Genomic DNA, 15765 nt, shown 5'->3' on the forward strand with positions numbered 1-15765 from the left:
CTGTCATGAACTTTAGAATCCTGTAGACATCATTTTGGTGTGGTGTCTTGTTGAAGATTGGCAGTTGTATAAAAAAGACACTAGTTTTAAAAGGAAAAAACAAGCCCCTTAGTGAGGCGAAAAAGAGCAACTTTATACGCCTAGTGAAGGTGATAGTTGTCTCTTTTTGATCTGTTGGCATGCGAAATTCGCTGCTTTGACTGAAAGACCGCCATGTGACCTCTAACGACTGAAATGACGAATGTTTCAGTGGTTAGGCGCTGATGTAAACCAATTCTAAAGGAACGGTGTAATGAAAGGTTTGGTGAAAAACGAGCCAATAATAGTACTCGCCGATGAAGATCTCTCGCATGTTGATTTTCACCAGCAGATATTGAGTGAAAATGGTTACTGGCTGCGCTCCGTAGCGACACCTCAAAAACTGACCACTATTCTCGAACAGCACCCCGTCAATATTCTTGTCATCAGCATGGACTTCGCTTTTGAAAGCGGAGAGTCGATTGATGTTGAGATCAAGAAGATCCGTGCTCTGAGCACATGTAAAAACACGCGGATTATTATGACGGCTAACACGTATTGCGGTGATCAGAAGCAGTTGGCTTTCCGTTCGGGAGCCAGTGATTATATGGTTTATCCCATCGCGGCAGACGAGCTTTATTTAAAAATGGGCACACACCTGGTGGCGGGCGCACACAGAGGGGTGACGAGCGCGTTGAGTCGAAGTGCTAATCTATTGACTGAAGTCAATATGACACTATCTCCTCTCATTGCGACATCAGTGAGCTGTGCTCAAATGCTCAACCAAACATCGCTGAGCAACAAACAGTCTGTTTACGTGGACAGTGTGAATAATGCGATGAAACGAGCGTCTGTGATTGGTGACAATCTGCGAGATTTCGAGGAGATGTCGACGAATACTATTTCTCTCGACAACACGCCGTTTGACCTCGGACAGTTACTTGAAAGCTTGAGAGATTATTTAGTCGGTGAAGCGGAGAACCGGTGCGTAGAGTTGTTGTTCAATGTGCCGCTTGATGTGCCACGTTCACTTGTTGGCGACCCAGACCGTTTAAGACGTATTCTACTCAACCTGATCAGCGAAGCATTTATCGTTGGCGGTGGCTGCCCCATTATTTTGAGTATTCAAGCAGGAAAATTGTCTGATTCAAGTGTGGTATTGGAGTTTTCAGTGCACCGGAAAATCACTGATGACGAGCAAGACTCAGACGATTTGGATGAGCTGGCAGAACGAGCGGCTATGGCAATGTCAGAGCTTGATGAATCCTTGAATTTGGTGGTGGCCTGTTGTCTCGTCGAACTGATGGGGGGCGCGTTTCATGAAGAGTCAATCGATAAAGATTCAGGGATTTACTTCAATCTTGAATTACAGGTCGCGAAGGTTAATGCGGATAAGAGCTTTGCCGTCCCCGTTGATCTAAGAGGGTTAAGGGTACTGGTGGTGGACGACAATCCCTCTTCGATCGCGGTGCATTCAGCCATTATTTCGTCTCTGGGTTTCTACTGTGAATCCGCGAGTGATGTTGATAGCGCATTTCATGCAATCGAAGAAGGACATTTAGATCTTGAAGGAGAACCCTTTGATCTTGTATTGCTTGATTGGTCTATGCCCGGCAAAAAAGGCTTTCATTTACTTGAAAAACTCCAAACTGATATGACACCAGAACAACGGCCATTGGTGATAGTGATCAGTGCGTTTGATCGTGCTGTTATTGAAAAAGAACGCAGCAAAGGCCAGGTGGATGGATACCTTCATAAGCCAATTTCTGCGTCCGTTATGTTTGACACCATGATGGAAGTGCTGGGTAAAAATCTACCAAAAACGCACCAACGCATTATTGCAGCGCAAGTGCATTCAAATGGCATCACAATTAATGGTAGCGGCAAGCGCATCCTCGTTGTTGACGATATGCCGATAAACCAGCAGATCGTACAAGAAGTACTAATCAGCAATGACTTTCAAGTTGAGTTGGCGGATTCAGGGCGCAGTGCGGTGGTCAAAGTGTGTCCTGCGCCAGAGCTATATGATGCCGTCTTGATGGATCTAGAAATGCCGGAAATGAATGGCCTCGAAGCAACACGTATTATTCGGGAAACTGCCGATAGAGAGAGTTTGCCGATTTTTGCATTAACGGCCCACACCATGGAACGAGACCGTCAACGGTGTGCGGATGCTGGAATGAACGATCATGTAGCAAAGCCACTTGATGCCGATATTTTGCTGAAAAAACTTGCGAGCCACTTAGGTTTAGCGGTCAATGCAACAGATATTCGTGATGTAAATAAATCGGTTGAAGTCGAAGAGTATGAATACGTCGATGTCGATGACGGTATTAAGCGAGTAATGGGTAATGAGAAGCTGTATTTCAAACTGCTGAGTGATTTTGCCCACCAGGCTCGGGCACAAGAGAGCCAAGTGTGCGTTTTGATTGAATCGGGCAAGTTAACGGAAGCAGCTGAAAGCGCCCATAATATTGCAGGTAGTGCTGGGAATCTTTCGGTTGTTGCACTAAGAAAATCAGCCAAGCAACTCCAAAATGCGTTAATGACATTGGAGGACTATCAATTGTCACTCAGCCAATTTCGGCGCGATATGGATAATGCCATTAAAGAAATCGGCGACATTTTGCTTAAGCGGCATAATGTTACTTCTCTTCATAAAACGACTGAAAACGACGCATCTACAGCGCTGCCCAAAAGTCATTCAGTCAACCAGATGGATAAGGCCTTCATCGACCGCATATTTGTACTGGAATCGCAGATCATGGCGCAAGATATGATGGCCATAGACAACTATTATCAGATGTTGGTCGATTTCTGTGATTTGGCGATTAAGCTCAAACCGGTTGGTGACAAGTTGATTGAACTTGATTACCCCCAAGCTTTAACGGCGTTAAAGCAATTCATTTCTGACAACGGATTCAGCAAAGAACAAACGGAGCAGGGAGGTCAGTCATATGTTGGTTAACCACAGCGCAGCCGATAAAGACACCCTATTAATCATTGACTCTTCACCTAATAGTGTTCGCATATTAAATGCGATATTAGGCGAAGAGTATCGCGTCATTTTCTCTACGACGGGAACAACCGCGAGTGTTCTGATAAAAACTGAGCAGCCGAAACTTGTATTGCTGGATGTTGATCTGCCCGATATGGATGGATTTTCTCTCTGTCAGGCCTTCAAAAATGACGTGGCAACAAAAGATATTCCCATCATTTTGATCAGTGAGAAGCAAGAAGATGAGAGCCGTGAAATGGGGCTGCGTATCGGTTGCGCAGATTACATCAACAAGCCTGTTTCTCCTGCAGAAGTGAAACTTAGAATATACAATCAATTGCGAATTCGTCGTAACGAAGACCTGATTATGCAGCGAGCGCTTTATGATTCACTGACGGGACTGGCGAACCGAAATCTAACATTAGACCGTCTTCGTTATGCGATTACCCATGATCTGAGGCGTGGGCTGCTCACGGGCTTAATGTTGGTGGATATCGATAATTTTAAATTGATTAATGACACTCTTAGCCATGATGTTGGGGATCAAGTCTTAGTAGAGTTGTCTAAGCGCATTCTCCAAGTCGTGCGTGAGGTCGACACGGTAGGTCGAGTGAGTGGCGATGAATTTTTGATTGTGCTTCCGGGTCTGCATCAAACAGAAAATGCATGTCAGATAGCGAGCAAATTACGCAAAGCCATCAACAAGCCTATTTCTGTTTCCAGCGGGGGTGAGGTGCATATCACTGCCAGTATAGGTGTTTCACTGTCACCGCTGGATACAGAAGATTTCAAGCGGTTATTTGCCAATGCTGACGTTGCGAAAGACCAAGCTAAATGCGGCGGAAAAGATTCTTATCGTATGTTCACGTCTGAAATGAATGACAATGTTCACCGCCGTGTTCGAATTGAATACAACCTTGTTCGAGCCCTTTCTCTCGATGAATTTTCGCTTGTTTACCAGCCGTTTATTGACCTGAAGACCAATGAAGTTGTGGGGGCTGAAGCATTGCTACGGTGGAACAATAGTGAGCTTGGAAGCGTACCTCCAGATGAATTTATACCGATCGCTGAACAAACCAATTTGATATATGAAATCGGAAAGTTTGTATTGAAAACGGCTGTGTATGATTTTCTTAGGCTTAGGAATTTTCAAGGTCGACTTCTCAATGTGGCGATCAATATATCACCGCAACAAATTCGTAAATCGGGTTTTGTCGAGGATGTGAAAGCCACTATCGACGAGGCAGGGTTTGATGCAAATCGCCTAGAGTTGGAAGTGACGGAAGGAGTACTTTTGAGTCAACAAATGTATGTGAAAGACGTGATAGAAGAACTCCACAGCATGGGGGCAGTACTATCGATGGATGATTTTGGTTCTGGCTATTCTTCTTTGAGCTATTTGCTGCGTTTTCCATTTGATGCGTTGAAAATCGACCGTGAATTTGTAGATGGTATTACCGACGTTGAAATTAACGAAACGTTGGCAACCGCCGTGATATCCATGGCGCGTGGGCTCAAGATGAGAACAATCGCCGAAGGCGTTGAGACACAAGAGCAATTGGAGATGCTGACGTCGAAAGGCTGTGATCTGGCACAGGGTTATTATCTCGGTCGTCCAATTAGCATTGATGCGTTCCGAGAGTTCTTGGGTTTGTCTAGTCACGAGACAGAGCCTCAAGACAATGATGGTGTGATGGCTCAAAAATAGCGTCGACCAGACTAACCTACAATCTCTAGATTGCGAGTGTACATCGAGTTCTGAGAACCGGGCACTTTTCAGTGGCTTTTGAAGTTGAACGAAAGTCTTACTCATCATGCGCTAGGCTACTATTACTAGCGAGTAAGGACTTAAGGAGATGAAAAATGAAACTAATTACGTTGTTGTTAGTGGTTTTATTTGTGTCGACAGGGTGTCGTTTAACGAGCGTTGAAGGTGAAACCAATGACGTTGAAATTAAAGTAAAGTCAAAAGATCATAACGACGATGACAAGGATTATTCTGGGGATAAATCTGACGGTAAATTTTGTCCGCCTGGACAAGCAAAGAAAGGGCGCTGTTGAGAATTTTATTTCATGTCTCAGCATGCGTTTATAATGTCACCTCCTACAAATTCTTTGCTTCTCTTGCCGTAAAGAGTGAGATTGATATTTATAGATCGAGGTAGAGCCTCAACATATCTTTATGTTGAACACCATTTTCCCAAATGGGTTCATCGTAGTTTTCCAGAAAATGGTTAGTTACCACTTCGGATACGCGAAAACCCATTCGTTGATAAAAAGCCAGTTGGTAGCCGAATGTTCCTGTCCCTATTTCCAACCGTTTGATTTTCTTCTTACGCGTAAATTGTATTGCGTACTTGAGAAGGCCTGTTCCCCATCCATTGCCCTGAAACTCGGGTGATACGGCAATATTAAACACCTCAGCGACGCCAGAGTCTGTTTTTTTGATGACACATGCCGCGATGATTTGTTTGTTTTTCAAAGCGACAAAGCACCAGGAATCAAGTAGATAAGAAGCAATGCTGGTTGCGGAAGGATCTGCTTCTAAAAGTAAAGATGGGGGGACAGCGATAGGGGCGACCTCAGCAAAAGTAACGATATCTTTAATAGAAGCGGTTTCGCCATTTACCATCTGATGGGCCTTCTTAATGAAACGAGATTCTTTTTATACGCTGACGTTGTCGTTCCAGTTTAATGGTACCGAGAGCGCGATTAATTTAGCGTCATAAGGTTGCCAGAGAACGGAAAGAAACGATGGCATCAATGTCACGCATTGCCTAATAAGTTGGCGTTTTTTTATTCACTTAAGGAGAATTATCACTATTGCGTCATTCGGGATGCGATGGCGAATGAGGTTTGGGTGAGAGCAATTTGTCTCTTTTCAACCGATACTTATACAACGCCTCGCATACATACCAGCTGACAAGGCTTATTGTCAGGCTGAAACTTGCGATCTTTAAACAATAGATAGGAAAGGAAAGAAAGAACTGTTCGACGTCATTACCATTGGTAGAGAAGTAAGCCGAGCCAACGAGTCCCATCAATGTGCCAATGGTGAAAACCAAAAATAACGTGATGACATAATTTAACTTACCGTGGCGACGGGTTTGCTTCCAAACATGGAGCGGATGCTCGAGATCCATAGTGACGTCAATATACTGTGTAAAGTGAGGCGGTTAGGATAATTCAACGCGTTGTTTTAGGGGGCAGTTGTTGGTTGTTCTGCGAGCGAATTAGAACTATACCCAAACAACCTGAAGATGCTGGATTCAGCGAGGTTTACCAACGTTATGATCAAGGCGTCCCTTTGCCGAACGATTGTAAAACCGAGGCGCATCTTTTCGAGGGAGGTGTATCAGATTGAGATTCGCCTGAATGGCAGTGTTGACGGCCAATGACGTTGGCGTGCCGAGTGTGATCAATGTCCCGACACCTGCGGTCACCGCTTTTTGTACTAATTCTATACTGCATCGACTTGTCATCAATAGGGCATACGTTGGAGAGAGTGAGCGGTGACGTAGCCCCGCACCAAGGACTTTGTCGAGGGCGTTGTGCCGCCCAATATCTTCTTTACACGTCAGTATCTGTCCGTTGTCATCGACGAGCAGTGCAGCATGAATCGCGCCGCTGATGTGCCCCAATGATTGCCATTCTCGCAGCGTGTCACGCAGTTTGAGAATGCTGGCGTTGCTGATAGGTTCGATGTAATCCAGTGCACTTAAGCTTGGAATAGCATGTGCCAGCGATTCAGCACCACAAATACCACACCCCGTTCGGCCTGCTAAATGACGCTTGGTCAGTGACATTCTTGCGAGTGCTCTATTGGCTAAGGTGACATGGGCGAGTAAAGCGTCGTTTTCTGTCTCTACGACGATGTCATGGATTTCACCACTGTTTCGAATAATTCGTTCACTGAATGAAAATCCATAGATGAAGTCATCTATATCTTGAGGTGTCACCATCATGACTGCGTGACTGACCCCGTTGTAGGAAATCGCAAGAGGTGTTTCCGTGGGTAGCGTCGAAAAACACGTCACGTCATTTTCTTCGTCCATGTAATGGTGAAGAGAATGAGGAGGAAGGGGATGGTCTTCCTTTGACTGGGCGGGTTTGGATTTGGGTTTCGTCATGGATGACTCATCGCTACACAATATTACTCAATATTACTCAATAGACGCAGACATATTCATGCTGCTGTCGCCCTATAAGCTACCGCAGATCTTTGACGCTTAATCGATAGGACAGCGGAGCGCTTCTAGAGGATAGGATAGTGCTATTACGTCTGCTGTGCGTTAAACGAGGGCGAAAAAGTGACGTAACGCATTGTCATTGATCAATGGAGAAAAATGCCCTAATTGTGTTGTCGCAAACACATTGAGGGCAGGCGCAATTGCGCACTCTGAGGTAGCAGAGCAACCTTACCATGGTCGAGATTGCGTGGTAGCTTCGCGACCAACGGCGATGAAATGACTACACTTTTGGTGCAACCTGCCTCCCTTGTAATTGGGGGATCAGAATTTTCCTCGGCACAGGACAAAGGAATGACAAATTACTCAGGATTCGGCCTGTTTAAACACGCCCTGACTTTCCATGAAAACTGGCAGCGTGTTTGGCGCAACCCCACCCCTAAACCCTATTACGACGTGATCATTGTTGGCGGTGGTGGTCATGGGTTGGCAACCGCGTATTACCTTGCTAAAGAGTGTGGGGTGAAAAACGTTGCGGTGATCGAAAAGGGCTGGCTAGGCGGTGGTAACACAGCGCGAAATACCACCATTGTTCGTTCCAATTACCTGTGGGATGAAGCGGCTCACCTCTATGAACACTCATTGAAACTATGGGAAGGCTTGTCTCAGGAGCTAAATTTCAATTTGATGTTCAGTCAACGTGGGGTGCTCAATTTGGGGCATACCCTTCAAGACATGCGAGATATTGAACGACGAGTGAGTGCCAATAGGCTCAATGGTATTGACTGTGAAGTGCTAGATACCCGAGGCGTTCAAGACCTTGTTCCCTTGCTAGATTGTTCGGAAAATACACGTTATCCGGTCATGGGCGCCAGTTGGCAACCAAGAGGCGGTGTGGCGCGTCACGATGCTGTCGCGTGGGGTTTTGCACGGGCGGCTGACCAACTTGGTGTGGATCTGATTCAGCAAACGGAAGTGACAGATTTGCGTATCGAAGAAGGCAAAATCAAAGGTGTAGAAACCTCAAAAGGATTTATCGGCGCTGAGAAAGTCGGTTGCGTTGTTGCAGGTAACTCTGGCGAGCTTGCACGCATGGCAAACATGACACTGCCCATTGAGTCTCATCCATTGCAAGCCATGGTGTCAGAGCCGCTCAAACCTTGTATTGATACAGTGATCATGTCTAACCAAGTTCATGGTTATATCAGCCAATCTGATAAGGGGGACTTGGTGATCGGTGCTGGGATTGATGCGTATAACGGCTTTGGTCAACGTGGCTCTTTTCCGGTTATTGAGCATACCATTGCGGCCATCATTGAAATGTTCCCTTTCCTCAGCCGGGTGCGTATGAACCGCCATTGGGGCGGTATTGTCGACACTTGCCCTGATGCATGCCCGATCATCAGTAAAACTGACATTCAAGGGTTGTACTTCAATTGTGGTTGGGGGACGGGTGGTTTCAAAGCAACACCGGGTTCTGGCCACGTGTTTGCCCATACCCTTGCGAATGACTCGCCGCACCCGTTAGCGGCGCCCTTTAATATCGACCGTTTTGTGTCTGGCTATTTGATTGATGAGCACGGCGCTGCCGGCGTTGCGCATTAACCTCACGCAGTATTGGAAAAGGAACTGACATGCTACGTATTTACTGTCCTTACTGTGAAGAACACAGAGACGAAGACGAATATGCCTATGGTGGCGAGGCGCATATTGTTCGCCCAGAAGACCCTGATGCGCTGAGTGACAAAGAGTGGGGACACTATTTGTTTCATCGTAAAAACATCAAAGGTAGCCATCGAGAAATGTGGTATCACGCTGCGGGGTGTCGAAAATTCTTCAATGTGCAGCGCAATACGGTGACCTATGACATTGAGGCGGTGTACAAGATTGGTGCGTCAGCAGAGGCGGATAAGTCTCATGGCCAATCAAACGGGGAGGCGAATGCATGAGCCAAAAAAATCGTTTGCCGGAAGGCGGTCGCATTGATCGAAACTCTTCATTCACGTTTTCGTTCAACGGTCAGGTTTACCAAGGACATAAAGGGGACACGTTAGCGTCAGCCTTGATTGCTAACGGCGTGAAAGTCGTAGGACGTAGCTTCAAATATCACCGCCCTCGCGGCATCGTCGGTGCGGGAGCGGAAGAGCCGAATGCGATCTTGCAATTAGGTTCTCAACCTTCAACCTCCACCCCCAATCAACGCGCAACGCAAACTGAGCTTTATGATGGCTTGGATGCGCGTGTCGTGAACGCATGGCCGAGCCTAGAGACAGATGCGTTAGCTATGGTCGGCAAAATTGGCGGCGCCATGATGCCGGCAGGCTTCTACTACAAAACCTTCATGTATCCGGAATCATTGTGGCCCACTTACGAAAAACACATTCGTAACGCGGCGGGGCTTGGGGAAATCCCTCGCGCAAATGATCCTGACAAATACGACAAAATGCATCATCACTGTGATGTGTTGATTGTCGGGGCTGGCGCAGCAGGATTAATGGCTGCGAGAACCTTGGTTGGGAAAGGGCTTCGCGTGATGCTTGTGGACGAACAAGCTGAAATGGGAGGCAGTTTGCTGCATTGCCGAGAGGCGATCAACGGTCAACCCGCGGATCGCTGGGTGGCAGAGACACTTGATGTTCTAGCTAAAGACCGCGATTGCACGCTATTGCCACGTAGCACGGCGTTTGGCTACTACGACCATAATTTCGTGGGAGTGGTAGAGAGAAAAACGGATCACCTCGGTGATGAGGTGCATGGCATTCGACAACGTATGCACCATATTCGAGCGGAGCGGGTTTTGCTGGCAACGGGCGCCATTGAACGGCCTTTGGTGTTTGGTAACAACGATTTGCCCGGCAGTATGTTGGCCTCCGCCGTTTCTATCTATCTTCGTCGGTATGGCGTTGCTGCGGGCGAAAAGCTGGTGCTGATGACCACCAATGATGAAGCCTATGACGCGGCGATTGATTGGCATCAAAGCGGAAGAACGGTTGCGGCGATTGTTGATACGCGTCCGTTTTCTGATGGCGATCGGGTCCAGAAGGCGAAAGATCTGGGGATCACGGTTTACCAAGGTCATGCCGTGATGAACCTGAAAGGAAGCCACGAAGTGACGGGTGCTGAAGTGGTGGCTATTGATAAAACGGGCAGCAGTGTCACCGGCACAACATCGGTTATTGCGTGCGACACGGTTGCCAGCAGTGGAGGGTGGAGTCCTGCCTTGCATCTGAGTTGTCATACGGGCGGACGCCCACTCTGGCGTGATGATATTGCCGCGTTTGTTCCATCAAACAGCGTGAAAGGGATGGACTATGCTGGTGCGGTGGCGGGTGTTGGCGAGTTGGCTGACGTGATCAATGAAGGGGCAGAAGCTGCAATGCGCTTGGCGCAGGCACTAGGCGTTTCTGTTGATAAGCCTGATATGCCAGATGTTGATACTCTGACATCAACACCTGCAATGGCATTGTACCTTGCACCGCATCGCCTTCCTAACAGCCGTGCACCTAAGCAGTTTGTCGATTTCCAAAACGATGTAACAGCGGCGGGTATTGAGCTGGCTGTGCGTGAAGGGTACGAATCCATTGAGCACATCAAGCGTTACACAGCGATGGGATTTGGCACCGATCAAGGCAAAACTGGCAACATCAATGGCATGGCGATAGCCGCCAATGCAATGGGAAAAACCATCCCCGAAACGGGCACGACGATTTTCCGCCCTATGTACACGCCTGTTACCTTTGGTGCGTTGGCAGGACGTGATGTGGGGAAAACGTTTGACCCTGCACGCTACACGGCGATGCATGCATGGCATGTTCAACATGGCGCCAAGTTTGAAAATGTGGGGCAATGGAAGCGACCTTGGTATTACCCGAAAGGGAATGAAACCATGGCGCAAGCTTTGGGTCGAGAATGTCGCGCAACACGAGAAAGCGTTGGAATATTGGATGCCTCGACCTTAGGGAAAATCGATATTCAAGGCAAAGATGTCCGAGAATTTCTCAATCGCATCTACACCAACGGGTGGGACAAACTCGCTCCGGGGCGTTGCCGTTATGGTTTGATGTGTCACGAAGACGGCATGGTGTTTGATGATGGCGTGACTTCTTGCATCTCAGATGACCATTTCTTGATGACAACCACTTCTGGTGGAGCCGCAGGTGTATTGCGTTGGTTAGAAGCGTGGCACCAAACAGAATGGCCTGAACTTGACCTTTACTTTACCAGTGTGACCGATCATTGGGCGACCATGACGATTTCTGGGCCTAACTGCCGTAATGTTTTGCAGCAACTGGTCGGTGATGAAGATATCTCAGAAGAAGCAATGCCTTTTATGAGCTGGAAACCGATGACAGTGGCTGGCGTGGAAGGGCGAGTATTTCGCATCAGTTTCACGGGCGAATTGTCTTTTGAAATCAATGTAAATGCCAATGCAGGAATGTATGTGTGGGAACAAGTGATGAAAGCGGGGGCACCGTATAACATCACGCCGTATGGCACAGAAACCATGCACATTTTGCGTGCTGAAAAGGGCTTTATTATTGTTGGTCAAGACACCGATGGTTCGGTCACGCCACAAGATTTGAATATGGGTTGGATAACCGGAAAGCAGAAAACCTTCAGTTTTCTGGGGCGTCGCTCATGGACGCGTGAAGATACCATTCGTACGGACAGAAAACAGCTGGTGGGCCTGAAATGCACTGAACCTAACAAGGTTATTCCGGAAGGTGCGCAAGCGGTGGATAATCCAGAGCAACCGATTCCAATGACCATGGTGGGGCACGTCACTTCTTCGTACTTCAGTGACGTTCTAGGTGAGTCCATTGCTTTTGGGCTAATCAAAAACGGCCTGAACCGAATGGGTGATCATGTCTACTTCCCATTGGCAGACGGTAACGTATTGAAAGCTCAGATATGCAGTTCAGTGTTTTATGACACCAAAAACGAGAAGCCTGCGCAATCAAAAGATGAAGACGTATCACCGCTTGAAGAGGCTTATACTGTTCAGAATGCGCTGCCTTTACATCATTTAGGTCAATCTCAAACCGCGTCTGCGGGTGTGCACTTGCATGAAACGAAGAACATGAGCCAAGTTGTTCTGCGTGGAGCGCCTACCGCGGAGTTTGTTACGAATATCGAGCAAGCACTGGGGATGTCGTTGCCAACCAAGTCGTGTTCATCATCCGAGTCTGATGATTATCAAATTTGGTGGCAATCGCCGGATGAATGGCTCGTGTTGAGTACTGCAAAATCAGCCCAAGAGATTGAAACATCTCTGCGTGCTGTGTTGAGTGGACATTATCAAGTGGTGGATGTGTCGGGTGGTCAGTCGTTGGTGACCTTATCCGGCTCTCACGCGCTAGATGTGCTGAAAAAATCTGTCTCTTACGACGTTGATTCACGCCACTTTGGCGTCGGTAAATGCGTCGGTACGACATTTGCCAAAGCGCAAGTGTTTATGCGCCACCGTAGCGAAAACTGTTACGATCTCGTGGTGAGACGCAGCTTTGCAGACTACATCGCGCTGTGGATCCAAGATGCGGCTGAGGAATATGGCCTGACACTAGATTGCTAAACGATAGCTCACGCCATTGGATGGTTGGCGTGAAAATTCAACGTCTATTAGCCCGCACTTTGTGCGGGCTTCTTATTACTTGGAAAACATGGTTGCCAAGCTGTTTCAATGCCACTCTGTTTGTATGCGGATATCACTTTAGGCACGTTATTCCCGCCAATCAAAGGAGATAAATCGCTATGATCGACATAAACCGATTCAATTGAGAATGCGTACTTGCCAGTCATCACTGACCCTTATTTCTATCTTCTATCCGTTCCCGCGGTGCTGATTTATGGCATTGGTAAAGGGGGGCTGGGTGGCGCGTTGGGGATCATAGCAGTGCCCTTGATGGCCTTTGCCATTGCACCCACGCAAGCTGCGGCGATATTGCTTCCTATCTTACTGGCGATGGATTTCTTCGCAGTACGCTATCACTATAAAAGCGCAGACTACGTCGTAATAAAGCGCATGCTGCCGGGGGCATTGCTCGGTGTTGCTCTTGCTGGCTTTTATATTCATGCCGTACCCCAAGCTGGGCTGAAGTTGACCATTGGTTTTCTTTCGCTGTGGTTTTGTATTCACTATGTTTTGTCTGAATTCGGTCTTATGAAAGCGGCGAAAAAGCAAAAGGGGAAAATGGCAGCCATGATTTGGGGTGGTGTTAGTGGTTTTTCTAGCACAACGATACATGCAGGCGGCGGGCCAGCAAGCATATACCTTTTGCCACAAAAGCTTGAGAAAGTGACGCTGGTAGCCACCATGGCGGTTTTTTTCGCTCTGTTGAATGTGGTGAAGGTGATCCCTTATGCGGCGATTGGCGAATTTGATCAAACGAACTTGTTGACCGCACTGATCTTGATTCCGCTGGCACCGCTTGGCGTAAAAATGGGAGTTTGGATGCTGCATCGTGTCAGCCAAAAACGTATCTATCAACTGTGCTATTTGTTTCTGTTTCTTTCAGGTATCAAGCTGTCTGCGGATGGGATCATCAGCTTGATATAACACGGCATCACAATCTTAGCTGTTAACCTTACTGTCGGCTCAAACGAAACGCGAGCGACACTGCCAAAGACTGCGCCAAGCATAAGGTAGCGGTTTGTGAACGAAATGACTCCACGGCGGCTTCTTTTATCACAAAGCACACATCACTGTTCGCGGCTAAAGGGCTTACTTGACTGTCTGTGAAGACGATCTTTTTCGCTTTAGATTGGGTGGCGTGATCACAAAGCTCAATGGTCTCAGGTGAATATGGCGAAAAACTCGCACCAATCACCACATCCTTTTCACCGACTAGCGCCAACTGCTCCGAAGCCATGCAACCAAAGCCATCTACCAAAACCACTCGTCGTTCAAGATGACGAAGAGCATAAGAAAGGTAAGACGCGATACTAAATGCGCGGCGCATGGCGACCACGTAGATAGTGTCCGCATGTTCGAGTAGGTCTACCGCGGCATCAAGCTGCTCAGGACTGACGGAACTGGTCAGTTCCTGCAAGGCGACGGTATTCGCCAGTGTAAACTGTTGAAGAATGTCGCTAGGTGTCTCTAGTGAAGCATCTGATTGGTTATTTTTGAGGAGCTTAGCGCGCTCAGTGTAACTGCTCGTTTCTTCGACTAAATTCTTGCGAAAAAGCTGCTTCATTTCATTGAAGCCACTAAAGTCGAACGCGTTGGCAAAGCGAATTAGGGTAGAAGGTGGCACATTGGCGTGCGTGGCGATCACGGCGACCGTATCAAAGGCAATACTGTTTGGGTTGTCGAGAACATAGTGGGCGACTTGTTGCAATCGCTTACTCAAGTCGTGATAGCGTTGTCGGATTTGTTGCTGTAATTCAGCGAGGTGAGTTGCCGTAGCCATAGAGTGCTCGATTCAGTTCCATCTATGGCAAGTGTAATGTTTCGAAATGAAATTTAAAATGGAATTTTTATTTCACTATCAATTTATCTGCTTGATGATCGCTCCGCTTACTTCAGGCCAAAGCTGAATTGCTTAAAATGCGGGTTGTCGACCAACACCTCTAATGAAGCAACATCATCGAGCACCACAAGTTCTGTGGCACGCTGTTGGTTGCGGTCTGTATCTAGTGAAATACATTCCTCACGGTCAGCGTTTCGCGTCGTGTCTTTAGCAATGCCCTCTATGGTTTCACCCGAGCGTAAAACGAGTTTGATGGGGTAGCGAAACAAGCAGACAATTTCCACGCAATCATAGTCATCGCATTTGATCATTGAACAATCTCCCTCAATTTATGCTTTTGTACTCAAGCCACCTCAACAACGGCGAGATAACTTGAGAACATGACAAGGCTAAGTGTCGCCTAGGATGCGATTACTTGCTAGTGGTGCCATTAGGGATGATCAATGAACGTACTTCTACTCGACGGTTCTGCGCTTTTCCTGCTGCGGTTGTATTGTTAGCAATAGGGGCGGTTTCACCACGGGAAAGCGTTTTAAGTGCAGCCGTGTTGCCCGCTGATGTGGTGAGGTAGCCTTTCACAGAATCAGCACGTTGAAGCCCAAGCTTCAGGTTGTAGGCGTGGCTACCAACACTGTCGGTGTGCCCTTCAATGGATAACGCGGTTTGGCTGCGTTTGATTGTATCGACCACACTTGCAAGGATTTTTTTGCCAGTTGATGTGAGAGATGACTTATCAAAACCAAAGTGCACCATGGCAACAAGTTGATTGTGATGTGATGAAACACGGGGTGTCTCGCGAACTAAAAGCTCAGCACATTCTTTGTTGAGGCCGGCGTTCACCAAGGCGTCAATGAACAACGGGGTGGTGGGATGTGTTGTCATCGGTGCTTCTAATTGAACATACTGTGATTTATGAAAAAACACTTCAGTGGATTGGCCCACATCAATGCGAAAGGCGACCTCTGTGTTTTTATCCGAACAGATATCTTCAAATACAGTTGTTGAAATATTTTCAGCAAAAGAAATAGAACTAACAGCACTCAAGGTAATTGCCAGTGCTGTTATTGAAAATGCTGACTTCATAATGTCT

13 protein-coding genes are annotated in these 15765 nt (G+C 47.3%); 7 read left to right on the forward strand and 6 right to left on the reverse strand.

Translation table 11 applies throughout. The annotated features are described in order from the left end of the window. The first annotated feature begins 292 nt into the window (after window positions 1-292). The 3 genes from LRP50_RS15960 (at window position 293) to LRP50_RS15970 (ending at window position 5077) form a co-directional block, all read left to right on the forward strand. Window positions 293-2986, forward strand: a complete 2694-nt coding sequence (locus LRP50_RS15960; RefSeq protein WP_274165458.1) for a response regulator — start codon at window positions 293-295, stop codon at window positions 2984-2986. Continuing rightward, the gene (locus LRP50_RS15965) at window positions 2976-4724 is read left to right on the forward strand and encodes a two-component system response regulator (protein WP_274165459.1); all 1749 of its coding nucleotides are present in this window, start codon (window positions 2976-2978) and stop codon (window positions 4722-4724) included. The genes LRP50_RS15960 and LRP50_RS15965 overlap by 11 nt, the downstream gene beginning before the upstream one ends. A 155-nt stretch (window positions 4725-4879) precedes the next feature. Continuing rightward, on the forward strand, window positions 4880-5077 hold the full coding sequence (locus tag LRP50_RS15970; RefSeq protein WP_274165460.1) for a hypothetical protein: 198 nt from the start codon (window positions 4880-4882) through the stop codon (window positions 5075-5077). 88 nt (window positions 5078-5165) lie between these two features. Here LRP50_RS15970 and LRP50_RS15975 read toward each other — a convergent pair whose 3' ends face one another. Together LRP50_RS15975 and fdhD are read right to left on the reverse strand one after the other, a co-directional pair. Then, entirely contained in the window at window positions 5166-5648 is a 483-nt protein-coding gene (locus LRP50_RS15975) for a GNAT family N-acetyltransferase (protein WP_274165461.1), read from the reverse strand. 637 nt (window positions 5649-6285) lie between these two features. After that, window positions 6286-7146: a formate dehydrogenase accessory sulfurtransferase FdhD gene (gene fdhD, locus LRP50_RS15980; RefSeq protein ID WP_274165462.1), complete on the reverse strand. Its 861-nt coding sequence runs from the start codon at window positions 7144-7146 to the stop codon at window positions 6286-6288. A gap of 411 nt (window positions 7147-7557) precedes the next feature. Between fdhD and LRP50_RS15985 the strand changes: the two genes are divergently transcribed. From LRP50_RS15985 to LRP50_RS15995, 3 genes are read left to right on the forward strand one after another with little or no spacing between them, the layout of a single operon-like run. Further along, window positions 7558-8808, forward strand: a complete 1251-nt coding sequence (locus tag LRP50_RS15985) for a sarcosine oxidase subunit beta family protein (protein WP_274165463.1) — start codon at window positions 7558-7560, stop codon at window positions 8806-8808. Between the two features lie 29 nt (window positions 8809-8837). Continuing rightward, the gene (locus LRP50_RS15990; protein WP_274165464.1) at window positions 8838-9152 is read left to right on the forward strand and encodes a sarcosine oxidase subunit delta; all 315 of its coding nucleotides are present in this window, start codon (window positions 8838-8840) and stop codon (window positions 9150-9152) included. Then, entirely contained in the window at window positions 9149-12775 is a 3627-nt protein-coding gene (locus tag LRP50_RS15995; protein ID WP_274165465.1) for a sarcosine oxidase subunit alpha family protein, read from the forward strand. Before LRP50_RS15990 ends, LRP50_RS15995 begins: the two co-directional genes overlap by 4 nt. 47 nt (window positions 12776-12822) lie before the next feature. On the opposite strand, the gene LRP50_RS16000 is transcribed toward LRP50_RS15995, so the two are convergent. Beyond that, a complete protein-coding gene (locus LRP50_RS16000) occupies window positions 12823-13002 on the reverse strand; it encodes a hypothetical protein (protein WP_274165466.1) in 180 nt (59 codons plus the stop codon). Here LRP50_RS16000 and LRP50_RS16005 point away from each other — a divergent pair. Further along, window positions 12992-13759 (forward strand): sulfite exporter TauE/SafE family protein, encoded by a 768-nt coding sequence (locus tag LRP50_RS16005; protein ID WP_274165467.1) that lies wholly within the window; start codon window positions 12992-12994, stop codon window positions 13757-13759. The genes LRP50_RS16000 and LRP50_RS16005 overlap by 11 nt on opposite strands. Window positions 13760-13787: 28 nt before the next feature. Here LRP50_RS16005 and LRP50_RS16010 read toward each other — a convergent pair whose 3' ends face one another. The 3 genes from LRP50_RS16010 to LRP50_RS16020 form a co-directional block, all read right to left on the reverse strand. Then, complete coding sequence (locus LRP50_RS16010; RefSeq protein ID WP_274165468.1) at window positions 13788-14615, reverse strand: MurR/RpiR family transcriptional regulator; 828 nt, start codon at window positions 14613-14615, stop codon at window positions 13788-13790. 107 nt (window positions 14616-14722) lie between these two features. Then, window positions 14723-14986 carry a Rho-binding antiterminator gene (locus LRP50_RS16015; protein ID WP_274165469.1) on the reverse strand — a complete coding sequence of 88 codons (264 nt, stop codon included), beginning with the start codon at window positions 14984-14986 and terminating at the stop codon, window positions 14723-14725. A gap of 100 nt (window positions 14987-15086) precedes the next feature. Then, the gene (locus LRP50_RS16020; protein ID WP_274165470.1) at window positions 15087-15758 is read right to left on the reverse strand and encodes an OmpA family protein; all 672 of its coding nucleotides are present in this window, start codon (window positions 15756-15758) and stop codon (window positions 15087-15089) included. Window positions 15759-15765: the final 7 nt, after the last annotated feature.

This window comes from Enterovibrio gelatinilyticus (assembly GCF_028683095.1).
In the GTDB taxonomy this organism is placed as follows: domain Bacteria; phylum Pseudomonadota; class Gammaproteobacteria; order Enterobacterales; family Vibrionaceae; genus Enterovibrio; species Enterovibrio gelatinilyticus.